Source organism: Streptomyces sp. NPDC057287, assembly GCF_042667905.1.
Taxonomy (GTDB): domain Bacteria; phylum Actinomycetota; class Actinomycetes; order Streptomycetales; family Streptomycetaceae; genus Streptomyces.
Map to the genome: position 1 here is coordinate 188,758 of NZ_JBHUYV010000011.1, position 24,794 is coordinate 213,551.

At 71.0% G+C, this 24,794-nt stretch carries 23 protein-coding genes and 3 pseudogenes; 16 read left to right on the forward strand and 10 right to left on the reverse strand.

Annotated features, from left to right (window positions below; all coding sequences use genetic code 11):
• Window positions 1-83: 83 nt before the first annotated feature.
• Window positions 84-359, forward strand: a pseudogene (locus ACFUNE_RS22520) (AMP-binding protein); the annotation flags it as partial.
• Here ACFUNE_RS22520 and ACFUNE_RS22525 read toward each other — a convergent pair.
• Entirely contained in the window at window positions 296-796 is a 501-nt protein-coding gene (locus tag ACFUNE_RS22525) for a S8 family serine peptidase (RefSeq protein WP_383570780.1), read from the reverse strand. The pseudogene ACFUNE_RS22520 and the gene ACFUNE_RS22525 sit on opposite strands and share 64 nt — an antisense overlap.
• Between ACFUNE_RS22525 and ACFUNE_RS22530 the strand changes: the two are divergent.
• From ACFUNE_RS22530 to ACFUNE_RS22545, 4 genes and pseudogenes are all read left to right on the forward strand, one after another.
• Window positions 788-1,114, forward strand: a pseudogene (locus ACFUNE_RS22530) (S8 family serine peptidase); the annotation flags it as partial. The gene ACFUNE_RS22525 and the pseudogene ACFUNE_RS22530 sit on opposite strands and share 9 nt — an antisense overlap.
• Window positions 1,115-1,203: 89 nt before the next feature.
• Window positions 1,204-1,629 (forward strand): carboxypeptidase regulatory-like domain-containing protein, encoded by a 426-nt coding sequence (locus ACFUNE_RS22535; RefSeq protein ID WP_383570783.1) that lies wholly within the window; start codon window positions 1,204-1,206, stop codon window positions 1,627-1,629.
• 68 nt (window positions 1,630-1,697) lie between these two features.
• On the forward strand, window positions 1,698-2,891 hold the full coding sequence (locus ACFUNE_RS22540; RefSeq protein WP_383570786.1) for a carboxypeptidase-like regulatory domain-containing protein: 1,194 nt from the start codon (window positions 1,698-1,700) through the stop codon (window positions 2,889-2,891).
• Between the two features lie 315 nt (window positions 2,892-3,206).
• Entirely contained in the window at window positions 3,207-3,401 is a 195-nt protein-coding gene (locus ACFUNE_RS22545; RefSeq protein ID WP_383570789.1) for a hypothetical protein, read from the forward strand.
• Between the two features lie 76 nt (window positions 3,402-3,477).
• Here ACFUNE_RS22545 and ACFUNE_RS22550 read toward each other — a convergent pair whose 3' ends face one another.
• The 3 genes from ACFUNE_RS22550 to ACFUNE_RS22560 form a co-directional block, all read right to left on the reverse strand.
• Window positions 3,478-4,938, reverse strand: a complete 1,461-nt coding sequence (locus ACFUNE_RS22550; protein ID WP_383570791.1) for a M20/M25/M40 family metallo-hydrolase — start codon at window positions 4,936-4,938, stop codon at window positions 3,478-3,480.
• On the reverse strand, window positions 4,931-5,995 hold the full coding sequence (locus ACFUNE_RS22555) for a DUF917 family protein (RefSeq protein ID WP_383570794.1): 1,065 nt from the start codon (window positions 5,993-5,995) through the stop codon (window positions 4,931-4,933). The genes ACFUNE_RS22550 and ACFUNE_RS22555 overlap by 8 nt, the downstream gene beginning before the upstream one ends.
• Before the next feature lie 64 nt (window positions 5,996-6,059).
• Window positions 6,060-7,691, reverse strand: coding sequence for an OPT/YSL family transporter (locus ACFUNE_RS22560; protein ID WP_383570797.1), 1,632 nt, complete (start codon window positions 7,689-7,691; stop codon window positions 6,060-6,062).
• Between the two features lie 253 nt (window positions 7,692-7,944).
• Here ACFUNE_RS22560 and ACFUNE_RS22565 point away from each other — a divergent pair, with 253 nt between their 5' ends.
• The gene (locus ACFUNE_RS22565) at window positions 7,945-8,727 is read left to right on the forward strand and encodes an IclR family transcriptional regulator (protein WP_383570800.1); all 783 of its coding nucleotides are present in this window, start codon (window positions 7,945-7,947) and stop codon (window positions 8,725-8,727) included.
• 7 nt (window positions 8,728-8,734) lie between these two features.
• On the opposite strand, the gene ACFUNE_RS22570 is transcribed toward ACFUNE_RS22565, so the two are convergent.
• From ACFUNE_RS22570 to ACFUNE_RS22590, 5 genes are all read right to left on the reverse strand, one after another.
• Complete coding sequence (locus ACFUNE_RS22570) at window positions 8,735-9,415, reverse strand: AroM family protein (protein WP_383570803.1); 681 nt, start codon at window positions 9,413-9,415, stop codon at window positions 8,735-8,737.
• Window positions 9,416-9,599: 184 nt separating this feature from the next.
• Window positions 9,600-10,091, reverse strand: coding sequence for a hypothetical protein (locus ACFUNE_RS22575; RefSeq protein WP_383570806.1), 492 nt, complete (start codon window positions 10,089-10,091; stop codon window positions 9,600-9,602).
• A gap of 566 nt (window positions 10,092-10,657) precedes the next feature.
• Complete coding sequence (locus ACFUNE_RS22580) at window positions 10,658-11,677, reverse strand: DUF389 domain-containing protein (RefSeq protein ID WP_383570809.1); 1,020 nt, start codon at window positions 11,675-11,677, stop codon at window positions 10,658-10,660.
• An 85-nt stretch (window positions 11,678-11,762) separates the two neighbouring features.
• Window positions 11,763-13,658, reverse strand: a complete 1,896-nt coding sequence (locus ACFUNE_RS22585) for an alkyl/aryl-sulfatase (RefSeq protein ID WP_383570812.1) — start codon at window positions 13,656-13,658, stop codon at window positions 11,763-11,765.
• A 216-nt stretch (window positions 13,659-13,874) separates the two neighbouring features.
• A complete protein-coding gene (locus ACFUNE_RS22590) occupies window positions 13,875-16,682 on the reverse strand; it encodes a M4 family metallopeptidase (RefSeq protein WP_383570815.1) in 2,808 nt (935 codons plus the stop codon).
• A 201-nt stretch (window positions 16,683-16,883) separates the two neighbouring features.
• On the opposite strand from ACFUNE_RS22590, the gene ACFUNE_RS22595 reads away from it, so the two are divergent.
• A complete protein-coding gene (locus tag ACFUNE_RS22595; RefSeq protein WP_383570818.1) occupies window positions 16,884-17,447 on the forward strand; it encodes a hypothetical protein in 564 nt (187 codons plus the stop codon).
• A gap of 170 nt (window positions 17,448-17,617) precedes the next feature.
• On the opposite strand, the gene ACFUNE_RS22600 is transcribed toward ACFUNE_RS22595, so the two are convergent.
• The gene (locus ACFUNE_RS22600; RefSeq protein WP_383571024.1) at window positions 17,618-17,836 is read right to left on the reverse strand and encodes a collagen-binding domain-containing protein; all 219 of its coding nucleotides are present in this window, start codon (window positions 17,834-17,836) and stop codon (window positions 17,618-17,620) included.
• Window positions 17,837-17,841: 5 nt separating this feature from the next.
• Between ACFUNE_RS22600 and ACFUNE_RS22605 the strand changes: the two are divergent.
• The 9 genes and pseudogenes from ACFUNE_RS22605 to ACFUNE_RS22645 form a co-directional block, all read left to right on the forward strand.
• Window positions 17,842-18,176, forward strand: a pseudogene (locus tag ACFUNE_RS22605) (IS5/IS1182 family transposase); the annotation flags it as partial.
• 338 nt (window positions 18,177-18,514) lie between these two features.
• Window positions 18,515-18,700: a hypothetical protein gene (locus ACFUNE_RS22610; protein ID WP_383570821.1), complete on the forward strand. Its 186-nt coding sequence runs from the start codon at window positions 18,515-18,517 to the stop codon at window positions 18,698-18,700.
• Window positions 18,697-18,891 (forward strand): hypothetical protein, encoded by a 195-nt coding sequence (locus ACFUNE_RS22615; protein ID WP_383570824.1) that lies wholly within the window; start codon window positions 18,697-18,699, stop codon window positions 18,889-18,891. The genes ACFUNE_RS22610 and ACFUNE_RS22615 overlap by 4 nt, the downstream gene beginning before the upstream one ends.
• Window positions 18,892-18,941: 50 nt before the next feature.
• Complete coding sequence (locus ACFUNE_RS22620; protein WP_383570827.1) at window positions 18,942-19,136, forward strand: hypothetical protein; 195 nt, start codon at window positions 18,942-18,944, stop codon at window positions 19,134-19,136.
• Between the two features lie 43 nt (window positions 19,137-19,179).
• Entirely contained in the window at window positions 19,180-19,395 is a 216-nt protein-coding gene (locus ACFUNE_RS22625; protein ID WP_383570830.1) for a hypothetical protein, read from the forward strand.
• A 169-nt stretch (window positions 19,396-19,564) separates the two neighbouring features.
• Window positions 19,565-21,490, forward strand: coding sequence for an alpha/beta fold hydrolase (locus tag ACFUNE_RS22630; RefSeq protein ID WP_383570833.1), 1,926 nt, complete (start codon window positions 19,565-19,567; stop codon window positions 21,488-21,490).
• Window positions 21,487-22,095, forward strand: a complete 609-nt coding sequence (locus tag ACFUNE_RS22635; protein WP_383570836.1) for a hypothetical protein — start codon at window positions 21,487-21,489, stop codon at window positions 22,093-22,095. Before ACFUNE_RS22630 ends, ACFUNE_RS22635 begins: the two co-directional genes overlap by 4 nt.
• Entirely contained in the window at window positions 22,092-22,898 is an 807-nt protein-coding gene (locus ACFUNE_RS22640; protein WP_383570839.1) for a class I SAM-dependent methyltransferase, read from the forward strand. The genes ACFUNE_RS22635 and ACFUNE_RS22640 overlap by 4 nt, the downstream gene beginning before the upstream one ends.
• Window positions 22,895-24,748 carry an ABC transporter ATP-binding protein gene (locus ACFUNE_RS22645; RefSeq protein WP_383570842.1) on the forward strand — a complete coding sequence of 618 codons (1,854 nt, stop codon included), beginning with the start codon at window positions 22,895-22,897 and terminating at the stop codon, window positions 24,746-24,748. The genes ACFUNE_RS22640 and ACFUNE_RS22645 overlap by 4 nt, the downstream gene beginning before the upstream one ends.
• Window positions 24,749-24,794 lie beyond the last annotated feature (46 nt).

Here is a 24,794-nt window from a genome sequence, read left to right on the forward strand (position 1 = left end):
CCACCTCGCCAGGCCGCCGGCACCCTCATCGCGGCGGTCGTCGACGCCAACGAGGGCCACCTGCAGGACGACGCGACCGTCATGTGCCTGGACTGGCGCGGGGTTGGCCACGTAGAGGGGGCTACCGACGCTGGCGCGAACCTCGCCGACGCCTCCGCTGCCACACCCTGACCGGCCAGGTCATTCGGGAGACAGGCCCTGGCGCCCGACCGCCGACGCCGCTGCCCACCCGTACGGGGCGGCACAGCGGTTGCCCCCTGGGCCTACTTCCGCAGCGATTCCGGGCCGTATTTTCTTACACCTCCGGAACGACGGGTCTGCCCAAGGGAGCGGAGCTGACCCACGAAAACCTCGGCCGCAACTGCGAGATGGCCGCGCGCACTTTGTTCCACCTGACGCCCGATGACGTACTGCTGGGCGGCCTCATGCCGGGCTTCGGGCCGCTGTTGCCGGCGGCGATGACGGTGGTGAGGCCCGCGAGGACGAGGTTGTCGGCGGCTATGGACTGCGGGCTGAGCGGGTCGTTGATGGCGGCGCCCAGCGACATGTTGACGACGTCCATGCCGTCGTCGGCCGCCTTGTCCATGGCGGCGATGCTGGTGCTGGTGCTGCCGCTGCCGTAGGGGCCGAGGACGCGGTAGGCGTGGACGGAGGCGCCGGGGGCGACGCCGTGCGCGGCCCGCGCCTTCGCGTCGGCGCCCTGGCCGGCGATGATGCCGGCGACATGGGTGCCGTGCTCCGTGTAGTACGTGGGGGCTCGGACATCCGGGACACCTGGTACCAGGCGATGGTCCACTCCTGGCGGGACGACGGTATCTTCCCGGCCTTCTCCAACGGCAACGTCGGCCCGGGCTGCGACACGGCCGGATCCCCGGGCGCCTACGTCAACACGTATGCTTCGGGCGCCTTCGACTACAACGACAAGATCGCCTCCTTCTCCTCACGCGGCCCCGGAGTCGACGGCACGGTCAAGCCGAACATCGCCGCACCCGGTGTGAACATCCGTTCGGCCGCCCCAGGCGGCGGCTACACGGCCAAGTCCGGTACGTCGATGGCCTCACCGCACACCGCGGCCACCGTCGCTCTGCTCTGGTCGGCGGCTCCGGCGCTGCGCGGTGACGTCACCGCCACCGAGGCGGTGCTGAACAAGTCGGCGACCGACGTCGACGACACCACCTGCGGCGGCACGCGGCGTTCAACAACGTGTACGGCGAAGGCCGGCTCGACGCGTACGCCGCCGTCAACGCGGCCCCGCGCGACCACGTCGGCGCCCTCACCGGCACCGTCACCATCGGTGGCGACCGGGCCGCCGACGTCCAGGTCTCCGTGGTCGGTCCCACGCACGCGACCCTGACCACGAAGAAGGACGGCACCTACGCCTTCCCGCGCCTGGTCTCCGGCGCGTACACGGTCACCGTGACCAAGTTCGGCTACCTCACGGACACGGACACGGACACGGCCACGCTCACCGTCACCGACGGCGGCTCCGCGCTCCACGACACGGCGCTCGCCACCGCCCCCACCGGCACTGTGACCGGCACCGTGCGCAGCGACTCCGGTACCGAGGCCGACGTCGCTATCAAGGTGCAGGGCACCCCGGTGCGCGCGACGACGGCACGTACAAGCTGACCCTGCCCGTCGGCGGGTACCGGATCAGCCTGACCCCGCTCAACCACTGCGCGGCCACCGTCGGCATCGTGGCCGACGTGGCCACGGGCACCGCCACCAGGGACGTCGCCCTCGCCACGCGCACGGACGCCTTCGGCACCACCTGCCGACTGGTCTCCGCGGACTCTCCCATCGGCGAGACGAAAGTCGACCTCGTGAAGCCGTCCGATGCGTACGCGGTCGTCACTCCGCCGTTCCCGGTCGCGCTGTACGGCCACACGTATGACAAGGGCTGGGTCTCCCGCGACGGCCAGCCGGTCTTCGGCTACCTCTCGGTGCTGGACAACAGCCCGCTGCCGAACAAGGCGCCCTCCAACGGCGCGCTCTCCCCGTTCTGGGACCAGCTCGCCATGGACGCCTCCTCCGGCGTCTACACAGCGGTGCGCGGCACCGCCCCGCACCGTGAGTACGTCGTCGAGTGGCGCGACATGCTTCTCGCCCGGGACACCACGCAGCGCATCGGCTTCGCCGCCGTGATCGGCGAGGACGGCACGTACCCCTTCCACTACAAGGACATCGACCTGCGCGAGAAGGGATTCGAGCAGGCCACCGGCGCCACCATCGGCGCCGAGAACCACGACGGCACCGACGCCCTGCAGTACTCGTACAACCAGCTCTCCATCCGCGACGGGATGGCGATCCGGTTCCGGCCCGAGGGCCACGCGGCCGTGTCCGGCACGGTGACCGACGCCAACGACGCCAACGACGGCAAGCCGGTCGCCGGTGCCACCGTCACCGTCACCCGCGACGGCACAACCGTCGCCACCGCCACCACCCGGGCCGACAGGGCGTACCTGACCCAGGTGCCGGCGGCCTCTGCCGGCGATCACAAGGTCACGGTCGCGGCGCCCCACTACACCACCGCGACCCGCACCGCCGAACTGCGGAGCCTGTCCACGGTGCGGACCGAGACCGCCCTCACCACCGGCGCCGTTCGGGCGGACAACGCGGCCGGCTGGCAGTTGGTCGTACCGGTGAGGGAGCGGCGCGAACTCACCCTGGCCCTCACCAACGACGGATCCTCGGCCCCGTACACCGTCGCGGAGAAGTCCGGTGCCTCCTGGCTGAAGGTCGCCCCGGCGCCCGGCACCCTCGGCGCGGGCGCGCGACAGCAGGTCACGCTGACGTTCGACACGGCGGCCGCCAAGCCCGGCACCGTCTACACGGGAACCCTCGTGCTGACATCGGAGAGCGCCCGCACGCCGACGCTCTCCTGCCGCTGAAGCTGGTCGTCCCCGCCTACCAGCGGGGTGTCGACGTCGGTGCGGACACCGCGTCCGTGGACGCACGCGGTGACGCCTGGACCCAGGATCGGCCGTATGCGGAGGGGGCGTTCGGATACCTGGGTGACGGTACGTCCCTCACCTACACCCGCAAGGACATCGCGGGCGCCGGCAGTTCCCAGGAGCAGCAACTGCTGCGCTCCGGCCGGGAGGGCGTCGGCGAGTACCGCTTCGGTGCCGTTCCGAACGGCGTCTACCAGATGGAGCTGGGCTTCGCCGAGCCGGCGGGGGAAGCCGGGCAAGCGTGTCTTCGACGTGACGGCCGAAGGCATGGAGAAGGTCCCGAACGTGGACATCCGCCTGGAGTCGGGCGGCGCCCGGACCGCGCTGTCCAGGACGTTCACGGTCAAGGTCACCGACGGGCAGCTGAACGTGGCCTTCAAGTCGGTCACCGGCACGACGTTGGTCAACTCGATCCGGGTGACGCAGCGCCCTGATCTGACGAGCTGATTCGGTACGCGCGTCAGCTGACTCGGGCCCGCTCCGGAAGCACTCCGGGGCGGGCCCTTCGGCACCTGCGAGTCGTTCAGACAGGGCAGGCCCGCAGCGCGTAATCGTTCAGGACGAGCGACAGGCTCGACGTGAGGCGTCGCGCGTAGGGGACGTGGAGGGACTCGTTCGGGCCGTGGGCGTTCGCGCCCGGGCCCAGAACTCCGCAGGCCAGGAACTGCGCCTCGGGGAACTGCCGGGTCAGCTTCCCCATCAGGGGAATCGTGCCGCCCTGACCGATCCGGGCGACGTCCGCCCCGTCGAAACAGGCCCGGCTCGCCGCCGACAGCGCAGCCGTGAGCCACGGCTGTTCGGCGGGCGCGTGCCAGCCGTCGGCGAGCACCCGGTCGGGCGTGAACCGGACCGAGGTGCCGTACGGCGGGTCCGCCTCGAGGATTCGGCCGACCTCCGCGAGGGCCGCCGCGCTGTCCACCGTCGGGGGCAGCCGCAGCGAGACCTTCACCCGTGTGCGCGGGCGCAGCACGTTGCCAGCCGAGGCGACCGGAGGGATCCCGTCCGCGCCGGTGACCTCCAGGCTCGGGCGCCAGGCCCGGTTGAGGAGCAACTCCTCGGGATCGCACGTCGCCGGGGACGCGTTCCCGTACCAGTCGAAGCGGCCCCAGACGTGCTCGCCCAGGAGCGCCGCCGCGTCACGGGTCTGGACACGGCGCTCCTCCGGCACCTCGCAGTGCACCGCTTCCGGGCGCAGCGAACCCGTCGCGCCATCCTCCAGCCGGTCCAGCAACTGCCGCAGCACCCGGAACGACGAGGGCACCACGCCGCCCGCGTCCCCGGAGTGGGCGCCGTCGCCGAGGACCCGCACGTCGAGCGTCCCGCCACAGGCCCCGCGCAACGACGTGACCAGCCAAAGCCGTTCGTAGTCGCCCGCGCCGGAGTCCAGGCAGACCACCATGCCCACCTCGCCGATGCGCGGCGCGAGCTGGGCGAACCAGTGGTCGAGGTCGGGGCTGCCCGATTCCTCGCCGGCCTCGAACACGCCGACGCAGCGCGGCCGGGCCGCGCCCTGTTCGGCCAGCGCCCGCACCGCGGTCACCGACGCGGGCAGTGCGTACCCGTCGTCGGCGCCGCCGCGGCCGTACAGCCGGGGGTGATCGAATGACGGTTCCCACGCCGTGCGGCCCTCGGTCCATCCGTCGCCCTCGGGCTGCTTGTCGAGATGGCCGTAGAACAGGACGGTCTCCTGTGCCCGCGTGCCCTCGCCGGGGACCTCGAAGAAGATCAGCGGCGTACGTCCGGCCGCGCGCAGGACCTCCACCCGCAGCCCGGGCAGCGGTACGTCCCGCAGCCACGTGGCCGCCTCGTCGACGGCCCGGTCGAGGTGTCCGTGAGCCTCCCAGTCCGGGTCGTACGCGGGGCTGACCGCCGGGACGCGGATGTGCCGCTGGATGAGGGGGAGTACCTCCGTCTCCCACTGGGCGTCACAGAAGTCCCGTACGGGGCCGGCGTCGGCGACACCGGACGGAACCTGCTCAGGCATCGGCGAGGACCTTCGCGGCCGGGGCGAAGCTGATGCCGAGCAGGTCCTCCACCGGCGCGTACACCTCGGGCATGTACATCGTCCGGGAGAGCAGGAGGTTCCCGGCCGGGGCGACCAGGACGCTGACCTGCTTGCCGACCTCGACGTCCGCCGATGCGAGCGGCTGACCGGCCTCGTCGAACGTCGTGATCAAATCGGGGAACGACGCCCGGCGGGCACCGGCGACGTCGAGCGCCATGTACTCGTTGACGATGTACAGGGTGGTGCGCGCCGCGTCGTCCAGGACCGCGACGCCGACGTCCAGGCCCTCCCGCTGCTCGCAGCTGTACTCGCGCACCGTGCCGGTCACGGCGATCTCGCCGCCGAGATGCTGGGCGGCGCCGAGCACGCCGCCCGCCAGGAAGCGACGGCCCAGGTCGATGGCGAAACCGATCGCGCCCGGCGCGCCGTTGCGCACCGCGTAGCCGACCTCGACGGGGTTGCGGGCTACGCCCACCCAGCCGCCCGCCTCGACGGAGGCGCGCCGGACCACGTTCGACGTGGCCTCCAGGCCGCCGGAGACCGAGCCCTCGACGTACGCGTACGGCTTGCCGCCCGCGTAGCCCTGGGAGGAGAGATAGCCGTCCTCCTGGTGCAGGCCCATCGCGCCCATCACACTGGAGGGGTGCGCGCGGCCGTTGCAGGCCAGGTCGATGACGGGCAGGCCGGTCATCGCGGAGTGGAACCAGCCGTTGATGGTGGTCTCGGCGCCGTTCTCATTCGTGTGGATCGCGACGAGCGGGCGCGGCAGGTCACGGCGGAGCAGCTCCAGGGCGCGCAGCAGGTGCTTGGGCAGTACCTGCGGGTCGGGCGCTGCGGGGGCGCCGACCAGGGCCACCGTCGCGGTCAGGTCGTCGGCTGCGAACTCCTCGGCCGTCCACAGCTCCGGCACGCCGATGTCGAGGGCGAGTTCGGCGGTGCGCAGACCCCGCTCGACGAAGCCGCCGCCGCCTCCGCCCAGTACGGCACCGCCGTACACGGCCGCGCGGATGTCGTCATGGGTCAACTGTCGCTTCACGGGGGTCTCCCAGGGTGGTTCTGTACAGGGGTGCGAGAGGAGGTTCGGGGGCTGGCTGCTCGGCCTACTTGGCGGCCTTGAACACGCCGTTGCCGAACGAGTAGAGGGCGTCACCGGCGATCGCGCCGCCGGCGAAGACCTCCAGGTCGTCCTTGGCCTTCGGACCGAGGACGCGCGGGGCGAGGACGCGGACGGCGACGCCGGCGGCGACCATCCAGCCGGCCATCGGTGTGGTGATCAGCAGCCCCGTCGCCAGCAGAATGCCGAGCTGGCGCTTCGATCCGCCGATCAGCTGCACGATCGCGCCGGGGATCGCCCACAGGGCGAGGTCCCGGGCGGTCTCCGCGGACGGGCCCGCCTTGATCGCGGCGACGTAGGCGGCGTCGATCGGGGCGGTTTGCCCGTTGTCGAAGAACATCCGGTACGAGACGAGGACGACGGCGATGGCGACGCCGAAGCCGATCATCGCGGCGATCAGCTGCTGACGGCGGCCCTCCAGTTCGAAGGCCGGGTCGGCGTTCTCGCCGCGCAGCAGATAGCCCGCCTTCAGGTCGTACCCCATGTCGGCGAAGGCCGGACCGGTCGCGGCGGTGAAGCCGGAGAGCACGACGAGAGCCTCGGGCGGGAAGCCGATGAGGATGCCGAGCAGCAGAGTGATCAGCGCGATCGCGAAGGCGGGGAACCAGCCGGAGTGCATCGAGGCAATGCCGACGAGCAGTTCGTGCAGGAACGCGGCGACGGAGGCGTACAGGAGGAAGCCGATCAGCATGCCGGGGCTCATGTGCGTGGCGGCACCGGTGCCGAACGCGAGCAGGACCGAGATCACGAGGTAGGCGCCGAATCCCAGACGCATGGAGCGCCCCAGACGCCGGGCGCCTTCCGGTGCGTCGGCCGGTCCGGTCGCGCGGGTGTCGTCCGCCGGGGTGCGCCGGGCCTGGACGATGGTGCGGCCGACCTGGAAGAGGGCGACCAGGCCCGCGCCCATCATCATGCCGTGGGGCAGGTACATGGCGCCCAGATCGAGGCCGAACAGCGGATCGGCGTACTGGTTGAACAGCAGGCCGACGCCGAAGGCGGCCATGGCTCCGAGGCCGCCGATCAGCGCCACGCCGAACGCCGACATCGGCAGCGCGAACGCGGCGCCGGCCAGACCGGTCAGCAGACCGAGGCCGAGCACCTTGGCGCGGCGGCCGCCCTCGTCGCCCGCCTTGATGGCCTGGGCGGCGGCGAGCCCCGGCGGCCAGGGATTCTTCGCGGGGAAGGCCGGGGTGTCGTACATCCGATAGAGCAGCCAGGCGTCGACCAGCATCGCGGCGGCCACCCCGATGAGCATCGGGATGATCATGTTGTCCATCCCGAACAGGAACGGGATGCCGATCGGCAGGAACAGGCTGTTCGCGGCGCCGAACGTGGCCGAGGAGATGCTGGTCTGCGCGAGGTTCTGGGCGTGCACCGAGCGGAAGCCGCGGAACCAGACGAGCGGCACCCGGGCCAGCGTCATCGCGGCCAGCGCGCCGATCAGCGAGGTGCTGGGAGTGACGCCGAGGGTGGCGAGCAGCTGTACTCCCACGATCGCGCCGAACACGCTGAGCACCACGGTGAGAATCAGATTGCCGGGGGCGAGGGCGCGGGGATGACGGTGGCCCTCACTCGCGGATTGCGAGGTCTCTGCCTGGGGAGAGGCGTCAGTGCTCATGGGTCTTCGTGCTCCCGTGCGGGTGGGCGCCTTGTCAGTCGCCTGGGGAAGTTCTAAAATATGGAACAGAGTGTGAATATCTGGGATCTATCTGGATCATCCATATGGCGCAGTCCGCCGTCAAGGGCTGAGCCGGGGTTCTCGAAATGTGGGCGGTCCGGAGTCACGGACGAGGGGCGGTCTAGAAGGCGCCCGGGCGCCCTTTACGATCGGACGACATGACTCGGGGGAGCTCGGGGGAGGCGGGAGAACGGTGAGCACACTCGCCAACGCGCGCGATGTCCTGCGGTTGATGGCGCGTCTGCAGCGCGATCTGACCGTGACGGATGTCGCGGGGGCACTGGATCTGCCCAAGAGCTCCGTCTCGCGGACGCTCAGCATGATGGCCGACTACGGCTTCCTCGACCGCGACCCGACGAGCCGCGCCTACCGCCCCGGCGTACTCGTCATGGAGGCCTCGTACCACTTCCGTGCCTCGCGCAGCACGGCCTCCCTCCTCGAGGAGGAACTGGCCAGGCTGGTCGCCGACATGGGATACACGGGATACGTGGACGTGCTCGACGGGTCCGAGTCGCTCGTGCTCCACATGCGGCTCGGGACGACCGGCGCCCTCCAGGCGTACACCCCGGCCGGCACCCGCGCACCGGCCTACGCCAGCTCCATGGGGCGGGCACTGCTCGCCCGCTTGGACGACGCGCAGGTGCTGCGCCTCGTCGACGCGCGCCTGGAACAGAGCACGGGATCGGCGCCGCGCACCCCCGGCGAACTGACGTCCTGCCTGGCCAGGGTGCGCGCCGACGGCTGGGAGTCCTCGCGCGGCGAGTACGTACCGAACGTCGCCGGAGTCTCCGCCGCCGTGCTCGACAGCGACACCGGGCAGATCTTCGGCATAGGCGTCGCGCTGCCCGCGCCCGAGCTGCACGACGGGAACGCGGCCCGCTTCGGCCGGGCGGTACGGGACGCCGCCCTGCGCGTCGGCAAGCGCATCGGCGACCCGTACTGGCTGCGGTACGTCGAGACCGACGCCGGCCGCTGAGGCGCCCTCAGTCCAGCAGGGGTCCGAGGGCGGCGCCCACCACCGCGCCCGGCGTCAGGACCGGCACGGTGATCCCTGCCGCGCGCAGGGACCGGCGGTGCCGCGCCCCGTACCCCATGCAGTCGAGCATCAGGGCGTCCGCGCCGGCCTCGAGATGAGTGCAGGCCGCCGCGAGCAGGGTCGCGTCGTTTTCGGCGTACGGCGAGGCCGTGGTGAAGGCGGGGTCCGGAACGACGGCCCGCCACTTGTTCCGGGCCTCGGTCACCTGCTCGGGCAGCGGGACGACGAACCCGACACGGCTGCCCCGCAGGACGGTGCCGACGTACCCCGTGACCAGGGCGTCCGGCTCGACGAGCCGCGCCCGCCGGGTCCGAAGGCTCGGAAACTCACCGGTGCACAGGAGCACCACGACATCAGCGCCCGCGGCCTCCTCCTGATCGATGCAGGACTGCAGCCCCGCTCCGACCGCATCGGCGTCCAGGGCCACGGAACTGCCGTCGGTCAGCCGGCTCAGCAGGGTCGCTCGTCCCTCTGTCGCCCCGAAGCGGAGCTCGACCTCCCCATGGCTCAGGCCGTCGAGCACGCCGGCCTGCCGTATGCGCGCGGTGGCTGGCAGATGCGCCTTGATGGCTTCGGACAGGTCCGGACGCGGGGCCTGGCCGATGGTCAGGAAGGTGAGCGTGTGCACAGCGCCTCATCTCTCAGAAGTTCCAGATATTGGATATGTGTTCCGGATTAATGTAGTGGGCGGTGTCATGCGTGGGTAGAGGGAGTTGTGGTGCGCAGGCAGGTGCACTCCAGCCATGCCGAGAACCCCCTGGGCAGGGCCCAGGGGGTTCTCGGAGTAGTGTCCGGCGGTCAGCCGGCAGGGGTCAGGACGGTGTGTACGTGGTCATCTGCTGGATGGCGTTGTTCAGCGACAGGACGCCTCCGCCCAGTTGGTCGGCCATCCGGTTACGACCGAAGTCGTCGGATTTCAGCGGCATGATGTCGTCGACACCGTCACCGTCGATGTCGGCCGCCAGGTAGTTGCGACCGCCCATCCGGGCAGCGGTCCCCAGGCCTGCCTGGAAGGACCAGCCCGTGGTCAGCACCGACAGGTCCCAGGCGCCGACGCCGCCCTCCATGCCGCCCGCCAGCAGCCTGCGGCCATCGGGGCCATTGATGAACTGGACGCCTCGCAACGGGGCGACCACGGAGCTTGAGGTGTCCGCACCATCCGCGCCGAAGCCCAGGAACGTGCCGTAGCTGAGGTGGTACAGCGGGTTGTTCTTGCCGTCGATGAAGTAGTTGTCGTGTGACCAAGGACTGCCGCCGACCGCCTGGTGCAGCACTTCACCAATGCGTCCGTCACGGATCTCCATGAGGACGCGGGGCGTGGCGGTGTCCAGCTCACCGCGACCGTGGGGTCACTGCGCGTGATCCAGGTGTAGACGATCGCGTATCCGTCCGCGTACGGGATGTCCGACGAGGCGAAGACCGCGTGGTCGAGCGCCCCGTCCGACACGAGGTACGACGACGCGGCGCGCGGGGCGAGCTCTGGCTCCAGCGCGCGCCTCGCGGCGTGCAGCGACGCGGAGATTGCCGGCGGCCGCGTGCGGATCGGTATCCGGCCGGCAGAGGTCCATGATCTGCTCACGGTGCAGCCGATGGCCCTGAGTGAACGCGAGCAGCTTGACCAGTGTCTGTGCCGTCAGCCGCGGCCACCGGCCGGTCGGTTCGGGACAACCGTCCCGCGAGACGCGGAAGCGGCCGAAAAGGTGCAGACGCAGCAAAGGGGCGACATGGTGACCGGTGGTGGGGGTGTTTGCTGCGTGTTCATGGGGGAGCCACTTTAGCCGAGCACTCTGAGCCCGCAGGGCCCGGGGCGCGGCCTCCCGGCCACCACGCCGGGGTTCACGCGGCGCTCTGGCACTACCGTCGGCCCAGGTCAGCCGATGGCCGAGTCCCGCACGGTACAGGTGTCGGTGTCCGCCGGGCACCAGTGGGTGCGGCCGCCCACCAGATGGAGTTCGAGATCCGCGTCCCGCATGCCGTTGCGGTCGAGGGCGGCACGCAGCGCCGTGGGCGCCGGCTGGGGCGGCAGCCCGAGTACGCCGATGACCACGACACCGTTGCGGCCCTCGACGGAGGCGATCTGCCACTTCCCGGTCGCGGCCCATCTCTCGGCGACCGGGCGGGCGTCGGCGGCCAGGGAGCGGTCCCTGGCCACGCTGATCGTCCCGGTGGTCAGCGGTACGGCAACCAGCAGCATGAGCCCCACCACAGCCGCCAGTGAACCGCCGTGGAACCGTCCCACGGCGAAGCCCGACTCCTGTGCCACGCCTCGCACGCCGAAGACGAGGAAGACGACCGTGCCGGTCGCCACGATGGCCGCCACGTTGGTCGCGAAGAGCAGCGCGGACTCACCGGCGTCGTGATAGCGGCTCACCGTGAGGAGGAGCCCGGTCACGGCCAGCGGCGGCACCAGGGAGATGGCGATCGCCACACCCGGCAGGGCGTCCGAGATATCTGCGCGTACCAGTGCAAAGGCGCCCACGGTACCCGTGGCCAGCGCGGCGAGCAGGTCGATCAGACGCGGGCTGATCCGGGACGTGACCTGACTGTTGGAGGCGAACGCGTCAGGCGGAGCGGCGATCCAGCCCAGAAGCATGCCGACCGCCACCACGGCCAGCGCACCGCCCAGCACCAGCAGCACGCAGCGCACCACCTGCGACCGGTCGGCAAGGACCAACGCCAGTGCGCTGCCCAGGATCGGAGTCATCAGCGGAGCCACGATCATCGCCCCGATGACGGTCGCAGTCGAATCGCCGACCACGCCCGCGCTCGCGATGACCGACGCGAGGACGAGCAGCCCCCAGAACCGGGTCGAGCCGGCGCTGCGCAGACCCCGCTCGATGAAGAGCGCGTCGCTCATCCGGCGCAGCGTGGCAACGTCGACGGATGCCATGGGCGTTCTCCTTGCCGGTAACAGTTCATGGACCAGGCAGGCGCGGACCAGCCCGTGCCGGTCCGCGCCGCCGTGGCCGGTCGGGTCAGTGAGTGACCATGGCGAATTCCGGGTCCGGAGCACTGAGGTGACCGAGGAGTTCGGTGATCTTCGCCGCGTCACCGGTGATGGTGGCTCGTCCCGCAAGTTCTGACGGGGGGAGGCTGCCCAGCAGGACAGCGCGCAGAGCGGCCTCGTCCAGAGTCACCTCGACGTCCGGAGCGGAGGCCGCCGGGCCCGTGCCGACGACGTGGGTGAGCACGCCGTTGTGCAGCCGCAGTGTGACGGGCTCCCCGCCTTTCACGTTCCAGCGCACGGTGATGTCCGCGTCCCAGCTACGGGGACCGTCGACCCGGATGGACAGTGCGTCGAAGAGCTGGGCCAGCGAGAGGGCGCTCAGGAAGTCCGGGGACGTGGTGACGGTCGGCGACCCGACCGGGCCCCGCCGAAGCTCCAGAGCGCCCGTCAGGTAGAAGTTGCGCCAGGTGCCGTTCTCGCTGCCGTACCCCAGCTGCTCCAGTGCGTCGGCCTGCAGAGCGAGGGCCTGTGCATGGGTCGGGTCGGCGAAGACGACGTGGTTCACGACCTGCGCGACCCAGCGGAAGTCGCCTGCGGCGAACGCGTCGAGTGCTCGGCGTACCACCTCGTCGGCACCGCCCATGAATTCCACGTACCGCTTCGACGCCTCGATGGGCGGGTGTTCCCACAGATGCGCCGGGTTTCCGTCGAACCAGCCCATGTACCGCTGGTAGATGGCCTTGGTGTTGTGACTCACGGAACCGTAGTAGCCGTGGGTGTGCCACGCCCGCTCGAGCGCCGGAGGCATTTCGATGGTCTCGGCGATCTCCAGAGGCGTCATTCCCTGGTTGATCATGCGCAGCGTCTGGTCGTGCAGGTAGGCGTACAGGTCGCGCTGTTCGGATAGGAAGCCCTGTGTCTTCTCCCGCCCCCACACGGGCCAGTGGTGGGAGGCGAAGGCAACGTCGGTGGAGTCGCCGAACAGGGTGATTGCCTCCGTCAGATACAGGGCCCAGACCCGCGGGTCCCGGACCTCCGCACCCCGAAGGGTCAGCAGGTTGTGCAGGTTGTGGGTTGCGTTCTCGGCGAGGCACAGTGCCGCGTGGTCGGGGAAATGGATGTTCAGCTCGGAGGGGGCCTCGGTGCCGGGGGTGAGCTGGAAGACCATGCGGATGCCGTCGACGGTCTCCGTCTGCCCGGTGCGGGTGATGTCGAGCGTCGGCGGGATTAGTCCGACCGATCCCGTTGAGGTCGTCTGCCCCAGACCCGCGCCGATCTGTCCCTGCGGTCCCTTGGGCAGGGCGGCCCCGTACATGTAGGCGGCGCGGCGCGCCATCGCCGTGCCCGCGTACACGTTCTCGCTGACCGCGTGCTCCAGGAATCCCTCCGGCGCGATCACGGGCACGCCCCCGGCAATCTCCTCCTCGGTGACCACGCCCTTCACCCCACCGAAATGGTCGACATGACTGTGCGTGTACAACACGGCGGTCACGGGGCGGTCGCCGCGATGGCTGCGGTAGAGCGCGAGGGCCGCCGCGGCGGTCTCGGAGGAGATCAGCGGGTCGACCACCAGGACGCCGCGCTCGCCCTCGACGACCGTCATGTTCGACAGATCGAATCCGCGGATCTGGTAGATGCCCTCCACGACCTCGAACAGCCCGTGATCGGCGACCAGCCGACTCTGCCGCCACAGGCTCGGATTGGCGGTGGGCGGGCAGTCCTGTGCCAGGAACCCGTAGGCGTCCAGATTCCAGACGGCTGTGCCGTCGGCCGTACTGATCTCGCTGCTCTGTGCCGTTCCCATGAACCCGCGCCGGGCGTCGTCCATGTCCTGGGTGTCATCGAATGGAAATCGCCTCAGAGTATCCTCGTTGGCCCGACTGATCGAAGACTCGGCAGGCTTGGACTGCGTACTCCCGGACATGGTGCGCTCCCGTGCGACAGACAGAAGCCGCCCGCCGGCGGCCCTGTCCGCCAGCCTTGCCGCAACGTCACTCCGCTGCCAGCAGAGCTACTCCGAACGGATCATGCGCGGGCCCGGGTGGCCGGCCGGGGCGGCACGCTCCCGGCGGAGGACATGCGGAGAGGCGGCCGGGCTCCCCAAAGCCGGCCGCCTCCCGTTCATGTGTTCCGGATCAGATCAGCAACGGCCCGCCGGACGCTCGCGCGTCACCAGCTCGGTGTAGCCGGTGGTGCCGTCCAGCCAGAGGACGCGCCGGCCTTCGTCGGCCGCGCCGAACGCCTGCTCGCCGCGGTTGCAGGACACGCGCTGCGAGCCGCCCTTGCCGTCGGGCGCGACCTGGTACAGCTTCATCATCGTCTCGTTGGCCCACGTCGTGGCCGGAAGCGCGGTCGAGATGCTGACCGCGTCGTCCGAGGCCGTCAGCGAGTAGGCGAAGAGGGAACCTTCGCCCGCCTCCGGGGTGACGGTGACCGGGTTCGAGCCGTCGGGGTTCGCGCGGCGCGCCGCGGCCTGGCCGGCGTCGGTGGCGTCGTCGTCCTCGATCCAGAAGACTCCGTCGTCCGTGATCGCGGTCTGGCCGACGCCCATGACGTCGGCGGCGACGGGCATCTGTGTCTTGGCGCCGGTGGCTCCGTCGAAGACCTCGACGCCGAGCTGGAAGTCGCTGTTCGCGTCAGGGGCCAGCTTGACGTAGGCGATCTTGCCGTCCTTGATGGAGGGCAGGCCCGAGACGTTGTAGGGACGGCCGCCGTCGACCAGGCCGACCTTGCCGGTCTTCATGTTGACGTACCGGACGTTGGTGACCCCGAACTGCGGGTTGAAGGCGGTGTAGGCGACGTAGTCGCCGTCCACGACGAGGCCGGAGATGTTGGTGCCGACGCCGTCGATCACCTTGGTGAGGCCGCCCTTGACGGGGCGCGCCATGATCCTGACGCCGTCGCTGCCGTAGTCGGCCCAGACCACCGTCTTGCCGTCGGTGTCGGCGTAGACGTTGTAGTTGCCGTTGTTGGCGCTCACCAGCTGTGGCTGGCCCTTGTCGGACGTGTTGCCCAGCCACACCGAGTACGGCTCGCTACCGTCCTCATTGGAGCGGGAGACGGCGTACTTGCCGCCGCCGGCGCCGACGCCGGTGCCGGAGATGTTGACCTTGGAGAGGATCGTGTCGGTGTCGACGCCGAGGGCCTTCTCCCAGCCGAGGGCGATGCCGTGAGCGTCGAAGGACCGCTTGACGATCTTCAGCTGGGCCTTGGTGACGCCCAGCTCCTGCGCGGCGGCGACGACCGCTGAGCGGCCCTCGGTGAAGCCGTCGAGCGGGGTCATGTACGCGGACAGGGCCCGGTAGACGATCTGGTCGGCGAGCTCGGCGCCGAGGTCCTCGCGCATGTCCCACAGGGCACCGGAGAAGATCGTGGAGTTGAGGTGCACCCCGCCGTTGTCACCGCCGTAGGTGACGCCGATGAAGTCCTTTGACGTGGTGGCACCGTCGTTCAGGTCGCGCAGGGCGCACTCGCGCGGGCTGAGCGTGGTGCACAGGTCCTCGCCGAGCAGCCCGGCCTCCGGGTCGTCCATCGACTGGCCGCTGGCCTCCAGGTCGATGGCGTTGCCGAAGTAGTCGGCGATGGCTTCGTTCATCGCGCCGGACTGGCCCGCGTAGACCAGGTTCGCGGTGTGCGTGACGACGCCGTGCGTCATCTCGTGGCCGACGACGTCGGTGTCGGCGGAGAAGGTGCGGTAGTCGCCGCCGCCTTGGCCGTACACCATCTTGGTGCCGTCCCAGAAGGCGTTGTTGTACGGCTGGCCGTTGCTGACGACTCCGACCAGGGAGTAGATGTAGCCGTCCTTGCCGTCGAGGCTGTTCCGGTCGAAGTGGTTCTTGTAGTAGTCGTACACCTTGCCGGCTGCCCAGTGGGCGTCCACGGCACCGGAGTTGGTGTAGTCCTCGCCGAGCTCCGGGGTGGCGGGCTGGAAGTACTTGACGCCGACGGGCCATACGCCGGAGGCGCCGGACGCCTCACGGCCGCGGGCGTCGTACGTGGCGATCATGGGGCCCTCGTACGGGGAGCCGGCGGCCCGCTTGCTGTAGTCGATCATCTGCAGGAGTCCCTTGGAGTCCTTGTACAGATTGACGTCGACCTTCTGGCCGTTGTACCGGACGCCGCTGCCCTTGACGATCAGCTGGTCGGCGGCGTCGGTGGAGGCGCCGGCGGGGGCCGCGGAGCCGTCCGTCGCACCGGTTGCGGTGTTCGCGGCGCCGAAGGTCTGGATGCCGCTGTACTGCATGACCGGGAAGCCGGAGTGCGCGTCGATGTACACCTCCTGCTGGACCGGCGAACCGTCGGCCGGGTTGGTGCCCGTGACGGTGACGTGCCGGGTCAGCACGCCGGTGCCCTGCGGAAGTACGGTCACGGCACCGGCCGTACCGGCCAGCTGGACCTTGCCCGGCTTCTCGCCCTCGGCCGGGGCCCTGAGCAGCCCGTCGCCCAGCTGCGAGGAGACAGCACCGACCGCCCGCTCGATGGCGGTCGTCTCGGAGATCTTCGGGGCGACCGAGTCGAGTTTGAGCTCGGTGAAGTAGTTGCCGGAGGTGCCGGTGACAGTGCGCTTGCCGTCCCTCTTGGTCATCCGGACCAGGTACTGGCCACCCAGGACCTCGACACCCTTGTACTTCTGCTGGAGGCGGACCGTCTCCCTGCCGCCCTTCTCGGTCGTGGTCCCGGTCGAGGCCAGGTCCTTCGTCGAGGTGTCCGCGATGTGGTAGCGGCCCTTCCTGGCCTTGAGGTGGCCGCGGGCGGCGTCGGCGGCGGTGCCGGTGGGAGAGGCCACCTCGTTCAGCCCGGTGACGAGCGACGGTGTCTCGGTCTCCGCACCCGGTGTCACCTCGGACGAGGTGGACGCGGTGGCAGTGTCTGCATGGGCGGCCGGTATCGCCGTCACCAACAGGCCTGCAACGGCCAGCACTGCGGCTATGCCCTGGCCGACGATCAAGCTGCCGGATCCCTGTCCTGCTCTGGCTGATCTCTTGCGCGATGAACTCCGCACGGTGCCCTCCGGTGCCACTGCTGCATGAACGGATATCGGATGCGGACATGCAAGTACCGGAGCAGGGATGTGAACAATGCGTTCCGGGTGCGCACTTGTGGACGTCCACACTTGTGTGGCCTGCATTGACAGGTAAGAGTTCGGCCAGTGGGACTGACTGGGTGGGACAAGCACTGGCAGGCGCTCGGGCTCGGAGCGGACGAACTCCGGGTGTACGAAGCGCTGCTCGACGTACCCGAACCCGCCTCCCGCACCGCCCTCGCCCAGTCCCTCGGGCTGACCGTGCGCAGGGTCACGACCGCGCTCGACCAGCTGGCCGAGCACAGTTTCACCCACCCGGCCGGAGGAGTGGCGGGGCTGCCCGCCACCGTGGCCCCCTCCACCGCGCTGCGCAGCCTGATCCACCTGTGTCAGGCCGAGCTCCTGCACGGATCAGCGGAGCTGGAAGAGCTCACCGGGTGCGTAGACCGGATCGCCGCCCAGCTGCTGAGCTCCGCGAACACCCCCCGTGCCACCGGCATCGAGACGGTCCGAGGCGGGGCGGCGATCGCCGCCCCGGGTGGCTTCGCTGCTGGTGTCGGCGAGCGAGGAGGTGGCGCTTCTGGACCGCCCGCCCTACGCGGCCAGTCAGGCGGATGGGATGCCCGCGCCGCTCGACGTGGCCGAACCCGTCAGGCGCGGGGTACGGGTGCGCGTCGCGGTGGACCGTGAGGGGCTGAGCTTCCAGGGGCGGGCCCGAGGCCTGGACGATCTGGCCGCGCCGGGCGTGCAGATACGGGTGGGAACGGGTTTGCCGACGAAACTGATCACGGTGGACCGGCGGGTGACTCTGCTGCCGCCGACCAACGTGGCGGACCCGACGTAAGCGGGCCCGCGACCAGCTAGCGGGCGATGATGTCGCCCTCGAGGTTGGCCGGGTCGAGGTCGGTGAGGCTGGCGCGAGGGGCGTAGATCGTTCCTTCGACCTCGTCGCCGTCCTCGATGGTGATGTCGGTCGCATCCGCGAAGTTCCACAGGATGTAGGGCGCCTGCTCGCCCGAGACTCCTGCCATGTCAGGTGTGTGCCAGGTGAACTCGCTGCCCGAGCCTGTGGTGTCGATGCATGGATTCCACCGGCCCGCTGGTCACCGGGCACCGGGCACCGGGCGAGACACGCCCCCACCGCGGCCGCCCATTCGAGCCAAGTGCCAGGCCTGCGGCGTCCCTCATCTGCGGAAACGGCTATGGGAGAAGAGCATCGGCGTCCGCATTGCCCGCAAGGGAGTCGTGTCCGGCGAACGAACAGGGCGCCGACGTCGGGTCATTGGGCACATGTCCTGGCTGACCGGCCACTGCCGCCTCAACCACCGTTACGAACGACAGCCTCGCCACTACTTGGCCCCCCTCGGTCTCGCAGCCGGCCTCCGCTGCTGCGAACGACTCGTCCGGCTCACCCCGTAGGACACGGTCCAAGGGGCAGCTGAACGTTGCGGCGCTGGTCGACTGCTACGACATCGGGTGCAGACCCGTACGCGATCTGCTCGTCGACCGCTCATGCGCCGTTCTCGCCGTCCCCTCACCGCGCCGGCGGAGGCAGCGCCGCGCCTGCACCATCCTGCGGGCAGCCCTGCAGCCTTGTGCCAGCTGACGGCCTTCCGCCCGGCCGGTGGCCCCGCCATCGTTGACGGCACAGACGGAACGCCGCCCGGCCGGGCCCCTCGGGGTCCGGGGGGCCGCGCTGCCGTACGGACCTGTGGCGGCAGCCTCCGGGCGCCGTCCAGGCTGACAGAGGAGGGAACATGCAGCAGGTCAGAACACCGGGCTGGGCCGCCGTCGGTCCGCTCGACGAGAGGACCGAGGGACAGACCTTCGGCGGTGCGGCGCCGATCGCCGCCACCCAGGTGATCGTGACGGTCGCCGCCGCCGTGGTCGTCGCCTACGCGGCCGGAACGATCATCGGCAGCACCACCGAGCCCTCGCTGTGACCGGCACCCGGCGGGCGACGGCCTCCGTATGCCCTGCCAGCGCGGTCACGACGCGCGCCCTGTCCGAGAGTGACGCCGGGTACACCGGCCCGGCCGCGAGCCCGATCGCCTCGGTGCAGTTCGTCGTGGCGGAGTTCGTCGTCGGTCCGGCGATCGACGGCACCGGCGGCACTCACGAGCCGCAGCTCTGAACAACCCCGCGACACCGCCCCACACACCTTCACACCCTAGGAGGAAGTCCATGAACGCTGCCGTTTTCCAGGCCGTCCCGGCCGCGGCGCGCCCACTGACCGAGGGGGACCCCGGTTGCACCGCCACGGGCACGGCCCCCGTCGCGGCCACGCCCGTGCTCGTGGCGGCGGTGTTCACTGCCGGCTTCGTGGCCGGTGTGGTGGTCTGCGACGCGATCGGCGACACGTCGCCCGTCGAGCAGTGATCGCGGCCCCCACCCGAACCGGAACACGAACAAGGAGAGCCAGATGAACGACGTTTCCTTCCTGACACGACCCGGTGCCCTCACCGACATCAGGGTCGACGACCCGCAGGGCCGGTTCATCACCGCCCATACGCCTGTCATGGCCACGCCAGCCGTCGCGGCTGGTGTGATCATCGGTGTGGCCCTGGTGAACGCGTTCGTGGCCGGGCGGGACGGCGGGCCTCTCGAGCCCCCCATCGAGGTCGAAATCCTCGGCTGACACAGACGTTCGGTCCCGGCCGGAGCGGCGTGCCGCCCGGCCGGGACCGGACGGGGACGGCCGGACACCGGCCTCCCGCACCGGAGCGCATCCGTATCCGGGCAGTCCGCACGCCGAACGCCCACGCCGCCGGCCGGCCCTGCCCGACTTCCGCCCAGGAGTACCTTCCATGCTCGCTCGCTTCGCCAAGCTCAGAGCCGCCGGGCCGACCGCCCGGGCGGCGCTCTCGGCGCTCACCGGCCCCCTGCCCGTCTCCCGCAGCCAGGCCATCGGCGCCTCCGAACGGATCGCGGCGGTCACCTCCCTGCTGTCCAGCCTGGAGCACCTCACCACCCCGGACCAGAAACGGCCGGGCGGACTGAACGACTGGGCACTCGCCCGGTACGGGCACGCCCACTACGGCAGGCCACTGCGCAAGCTGCTCGACCTCGTCGCCGACGAGCGGACCAGCCGGTCCCTGCACGCCGCCCGGGTGGCCGCGAGCGCCGCTCTCCTGCTTCCGGGCGACAGCCGGGCGCGCGGAGCGGCCAACCTCTTCCTCGGTCTCAGCGGCGCCCTGCTCTATCCCACCCACCGTTACGGCACGGACGGCTCCGACCAGGCGTCCAACCTCGTGCAGACCGCGACCGGCCTGGCCCGGCTCGCCCCCTCGCCCGCCGCCCAGGACGCGCTGGTGTGGTACGTGGCGCTCCAGTCCAACCTGTCGTACGTCGTCTCCGGCTGGATCAAGCTCCTCGGGAAGGACTGGCGCACCGGCTCCGCCCTGACCGGTGTCATGCGCACCAGGACCTACGGGCACGAGAAGGTGTGGCGACTGACCCGCCGTCACCCCCGGTCCGCACGGGCCCTGGCCCACGGTGTGCTGGCCATGGAATGCCTGTTCCCTGTGCTGTACCTCAAGGGCGGTCTGCTGGCCCGCCCGGTGATCGCCGGCGTCGCCGCCTTCCACGTCGCCAACGGCTCCGTCATGGGACTGGGGAGGTTCATTCCGGCTTTCACCGCGATGCATCCGATGGTCGCGTACACCAGCACGCCCCGCAGCCACCCCGCCGTCGCCGGACGGGACGACCGGATGCCGGCGGCCGCGGCACTGCTCATGGCCGGCGCCGCGGCTGCGGCGGCCGGGGTGGCGGTCCACCGCAGGATGCGGACCACCGATCACGCGTTCGGCGCCACGGTCACCACCCGCCACGGCAACGAGCTGGCCCACGACGGCACGGTCAGCCGGACGGGCGAGGGCCCCGTGGCCGTCCTCGTGCACGGACTCGGCGCCCTGCCCGCGCACTTCAGCTGGTACGCCAAGGCCCTCAACGCCGACGGACGCCCGTGGCTGGCCTACAGCCGGGCCGGCTACGGGGCGAGCAGACGGCACGCTCCGACGCCGTACCACCTGGGTGAATCGGTGGACGACCTGGTCGATCTGATCGAGGCAGCTGTCCCGGAGGGACGCCAGGTCTCGCTGGTCGGGCACTCCCTGGGCGGTGAGCTCGCCCGGCGGGCGGCCGTGCGGCTCGGCGAGCGGGTGCACTCCGTCGTCTACGTGGACAGCTCCCACCCCCAGCAGCTCGACCGGTCCAGCCAGCAGGGCGCGAACGCCCGGCACGTCGAGGAGATGATCCGTTCCACGTCCGTCAGCCTGCGGACGGGCCTCGGCGTGCTCATGCAGACCCCCGGCTGGATCCGGAACCTGCCCGCCCCGGTGCGGAGCAGGGCGATGGCCGAGTACACCGACCACCGCGTGTGGACCGCCGCGCTGCGTGAATGGCGGGCCGCGGAAAGGGACTTCCGGTCATTCGAGGGCCCCCTGCCCCGGCTGGACGCCCACGCGCTGGTGCTGTCCGCCCAGCACACCGTCGACCGGGACCCCGACCACCTGCTCCTGCACAAGGACCTCGCCGACGCGCACCTGGCCGGCCGGACCGTCCGCAGCACCGTCGTCGAGACCGCCGACCACGACGGCATCCTGACCGACCCGCAGCTCGCCTGCGAGGCGGCCCGCCGGCTCGTGGCCTTCCTCGGCGACACCACGGCCGTGCCGCCTTCCGCCACCGAAGTACGGCCCTCCGCCATGGCCGGTCAGGAGGGGGACCGATGAGCGGCACCGCTCGCGCCGCCCAGGCCCGCCGCCTGCTCGCCCGTCACTTCGGTGGCACGGACGGCAATGTACGGCTGCTCGCCGGCCTGCTGCTGGTGGGCACCCTCTGCACCCAGCACCCCCAGCCGACGTTCAGCAGGCTCGCCCGGCTCGACGTCTTCTCCACGCTCTTCCCGAACTGGCGCTTCTTCGCTCCGACTCCGGCCCAGCACGATCTCCAGTTCTACTGCCGCACCCTCGACGAGGCCGGCGAGACCTCCGACTGGGCGCCCGTGGAGGTCATCGCGGGGCGCAGGGCCCACCAGATCGTCTGGTTCCCCGCCCGCCGGACCGAGAAGGCCGTATTCGACCTGGGCACCGAGGTGATGCGCCACCTCGACAAGGGGTTCGCGACGGCCCGCACCCTGCCCGGATACCGCATCCTCAGCGCCTACTTCCGAGCCGGCATCGAACGTTCGGGCGCCACCGGTGTCAAGGGCTTCCAATTCACGCTGGCCCGCAACGCCGGCTACGACGACTCCGAGGAGCCGGAGATCATCTTCGTCTCTCCCTACACCCCGATGCGCAACCCGTCCGCTACGGCGGCAGAAAGCGAGCAGGCATGAGCACCGCGACCGCACCGTCGGACACCGCCGCCCCCGCGATCGCGGACATCGGTTACGGCAGGGTCTTCGCCGACTTCTACGACCGGCTCTTCCCCCAGGACGGCTCGGCCGACCGCACGGCCGCGGCGCTGGCCGCCTGGCATCCAGGCGGGTCCGCCCTCGAACTCGGCGTCGGCACGGGCCGTATCGCCGTACCGCTCGCGCGTCTCACCGGCGAGGTCGTCGGAGTGGACTCGTCCCCGGAGATGCTCGAACGGCTCCGGACCGCCGTCGCGGAGTCCGGGGTCGCCGTGACCCCCGTGCACGGCGACATCCGCACCTACGACGACGGCGGCCGCCACGGACTCGTCTACTGCGTCTGCGGCACGATGTCCCTCGTCCTCGACCCGGCGGGCCAGCGCGCCGCCGTCGCCGGGGCCGCGCGCCGTCTCACGGCCGGGGGAACCCTCGTGGTGGAGACCCACAACCCGGGCTTCGTCCACACCCTGCACGAGGGACTCAGCCGCACCTCGTTCTTCGCGCCCTACCCCGCACCAGGGACCGGGCTCCAGACCTACTCCACGCTCCTCGCCGAACAGGGGCTCTGGCACACCTCACACCTGCTGCACGAGCCCGGCGGGACCCGGATAGGAACCGAGATCACGCGGCTCACCACCCCGGAGGACATCGAAGCCTACGCGGCCGAAGCCGGACTCGAACGGGTCAGCCTCCACGGCGACTGGTCGGGCGGGCCGTTCGTCGCCGCCCAGAGCCCCGTGCACATCAGCCGGTTCGTCCGTGCCGACCGTACGGAGCAGTCATGACCAGCACCACGACCGCGCCGCGTGGCCTCGTCGCGGAGCTGACCCGTGCCCAGACCCGACTCCTGACGGGCGGGGTGCTGCTCGGGATACTCGGTGTGGCCTCCACTCTCGTGCAGCCGAAGCTCGTCGCGCATCTCATCGAGGCGGTCGGCCGGCACGAGCCGGTCGCCCTCCTCATCACCCTGCTGGCCGTCCTGTTCGTCGCGGACGCCGCGCTCTCCGCGACCCAGGGATGTCTCATCGGCCGGGCCGGCGAGAACATCGTCCGCGACGCCCGGGTCCTGCTCTCGGGCAGGGTGCTGCGCGCCGACCTCTCGTACCTCAACACCCAGCGGCAGGGCGACGTGCACACCCGGCTGGTGGGCGACACCGCGCTGATGAAGATCGCGCTCACCCAGAGCCTCGCGCAGATCCTCCTCAACGGGCTGATCGTGCTCGGCGGCGTGGTGATGATGGCCCTGATCGACGTCTGGCTGCTGCTGGTGACCGTCGGCTGCCTCGGTGTCGCGAGCGTCGCCTCCATCGGGGTAGCCCGCGGGCTGCGCCGGGCGGCCCTGGTCAACCGCGCGGACACCGGCGAGTTCGGCGCGGACCTCCAGCGGGTGCTCGCCGCCCTGCCCACCGTGAAGGCCGCGGGCGCCGAGGGCCGCGAGGAGGACCGGCTCGCGGTGCGCGCGGACAAGGTCCGCCGGTCCGGCAACCGGGTCACCGTGCTCAACGCCCTGTTCTCGCCGGTCCTCAACGTCGGCCTGCAGGCCTCGCTGGCGGCCGTGATGGGCGTAGGCATGGCCAGGGTGGCGACCGGTTCCCTGAGCGTCGCCGACTTCACGGCCTTCACGATGTACCTCTTCTACCTCGTCTCCCCGCTGGTCCTGGTGTTCCTCTCGCTCGGCACCTACCAGCAGGGCCGGGCCGCCGTGCAGCGCGTGGACGAACTGGCCGGCATCCCGCAGGAGGACACCCCTGCTCCCGCCGCGGCCCCCGGCCCCGAAAGCGACGCCGCCCCGGGCCGGGCGCGGGACACCGCGTCGCCCGCTCCGGAGGGCGGGCACCCGGCCGTCGAATTCCGCGACGTCCGCTTCGGCTACGGCGACCGGCCCGTCCTCGACGCGGTCTCCTTCACCGTCCCCCGGCGCGGGCTCACCGCACTGGTCGGCGTCTCCGGCGCCGGCAAGACCACGGTCTTCCAGCTCATCGAGCGGTTCTACCGCCCCGGGCGGGGAGCTGTGCTCCTGGACGGCAAGGACATCGCGCACCTGTCACCCGCCGAGATCCGCGGCGGTGTCGGCTACGTCCAGCAGGACAGCGCCGCGATGCGCGGCACCCTCCGGGAGAACATCGTCTACGCCGCACCCGACGCCACCGAGACCGACATCGAGGAGGCGGTCGAACTCGCCGGGCTCACCGACGTGGTCGCCGCCCTGCCCGAGGGCCTGGACACACCCCTCGGCGACCACGGCATCGGCCTCTCCGGAGGCCAGCGGCAGCGGCTCTGCGTGGCCCGGGCACTGCTGCAGAAGCCCGCCGTGATCCTCCTCGACGAGGCCACCGCCCACCTCGACTCCGAGGCGGAGGCGGCCCTGCGCGACAGTCTGCGGCGCATCGCCCGCCGCTGTGCGGTCGTCGCCATCGCGCACCGTATCTCCACCGTGGTCGAGGCCGACCGCATCGTGGTCCTCGACGACGGCCGGGTGCGCGCCGTCGGCACCCACCCGCAACTCATCCGGGACGACGCTCTCTACGGCCGGCTGGCCGCCGCGCAGTTCGCGGACGGCGCCCGTGCCGCGGCCGCCGCCGAGGCGGCCACCGGCGTACCGTCCGGGCAGCCCACCGCGGGAGTGGCCGGATGATCCCCGCACCCGCCCGAGCCGTGCCGTCGGGGACCCGGTACCGCCC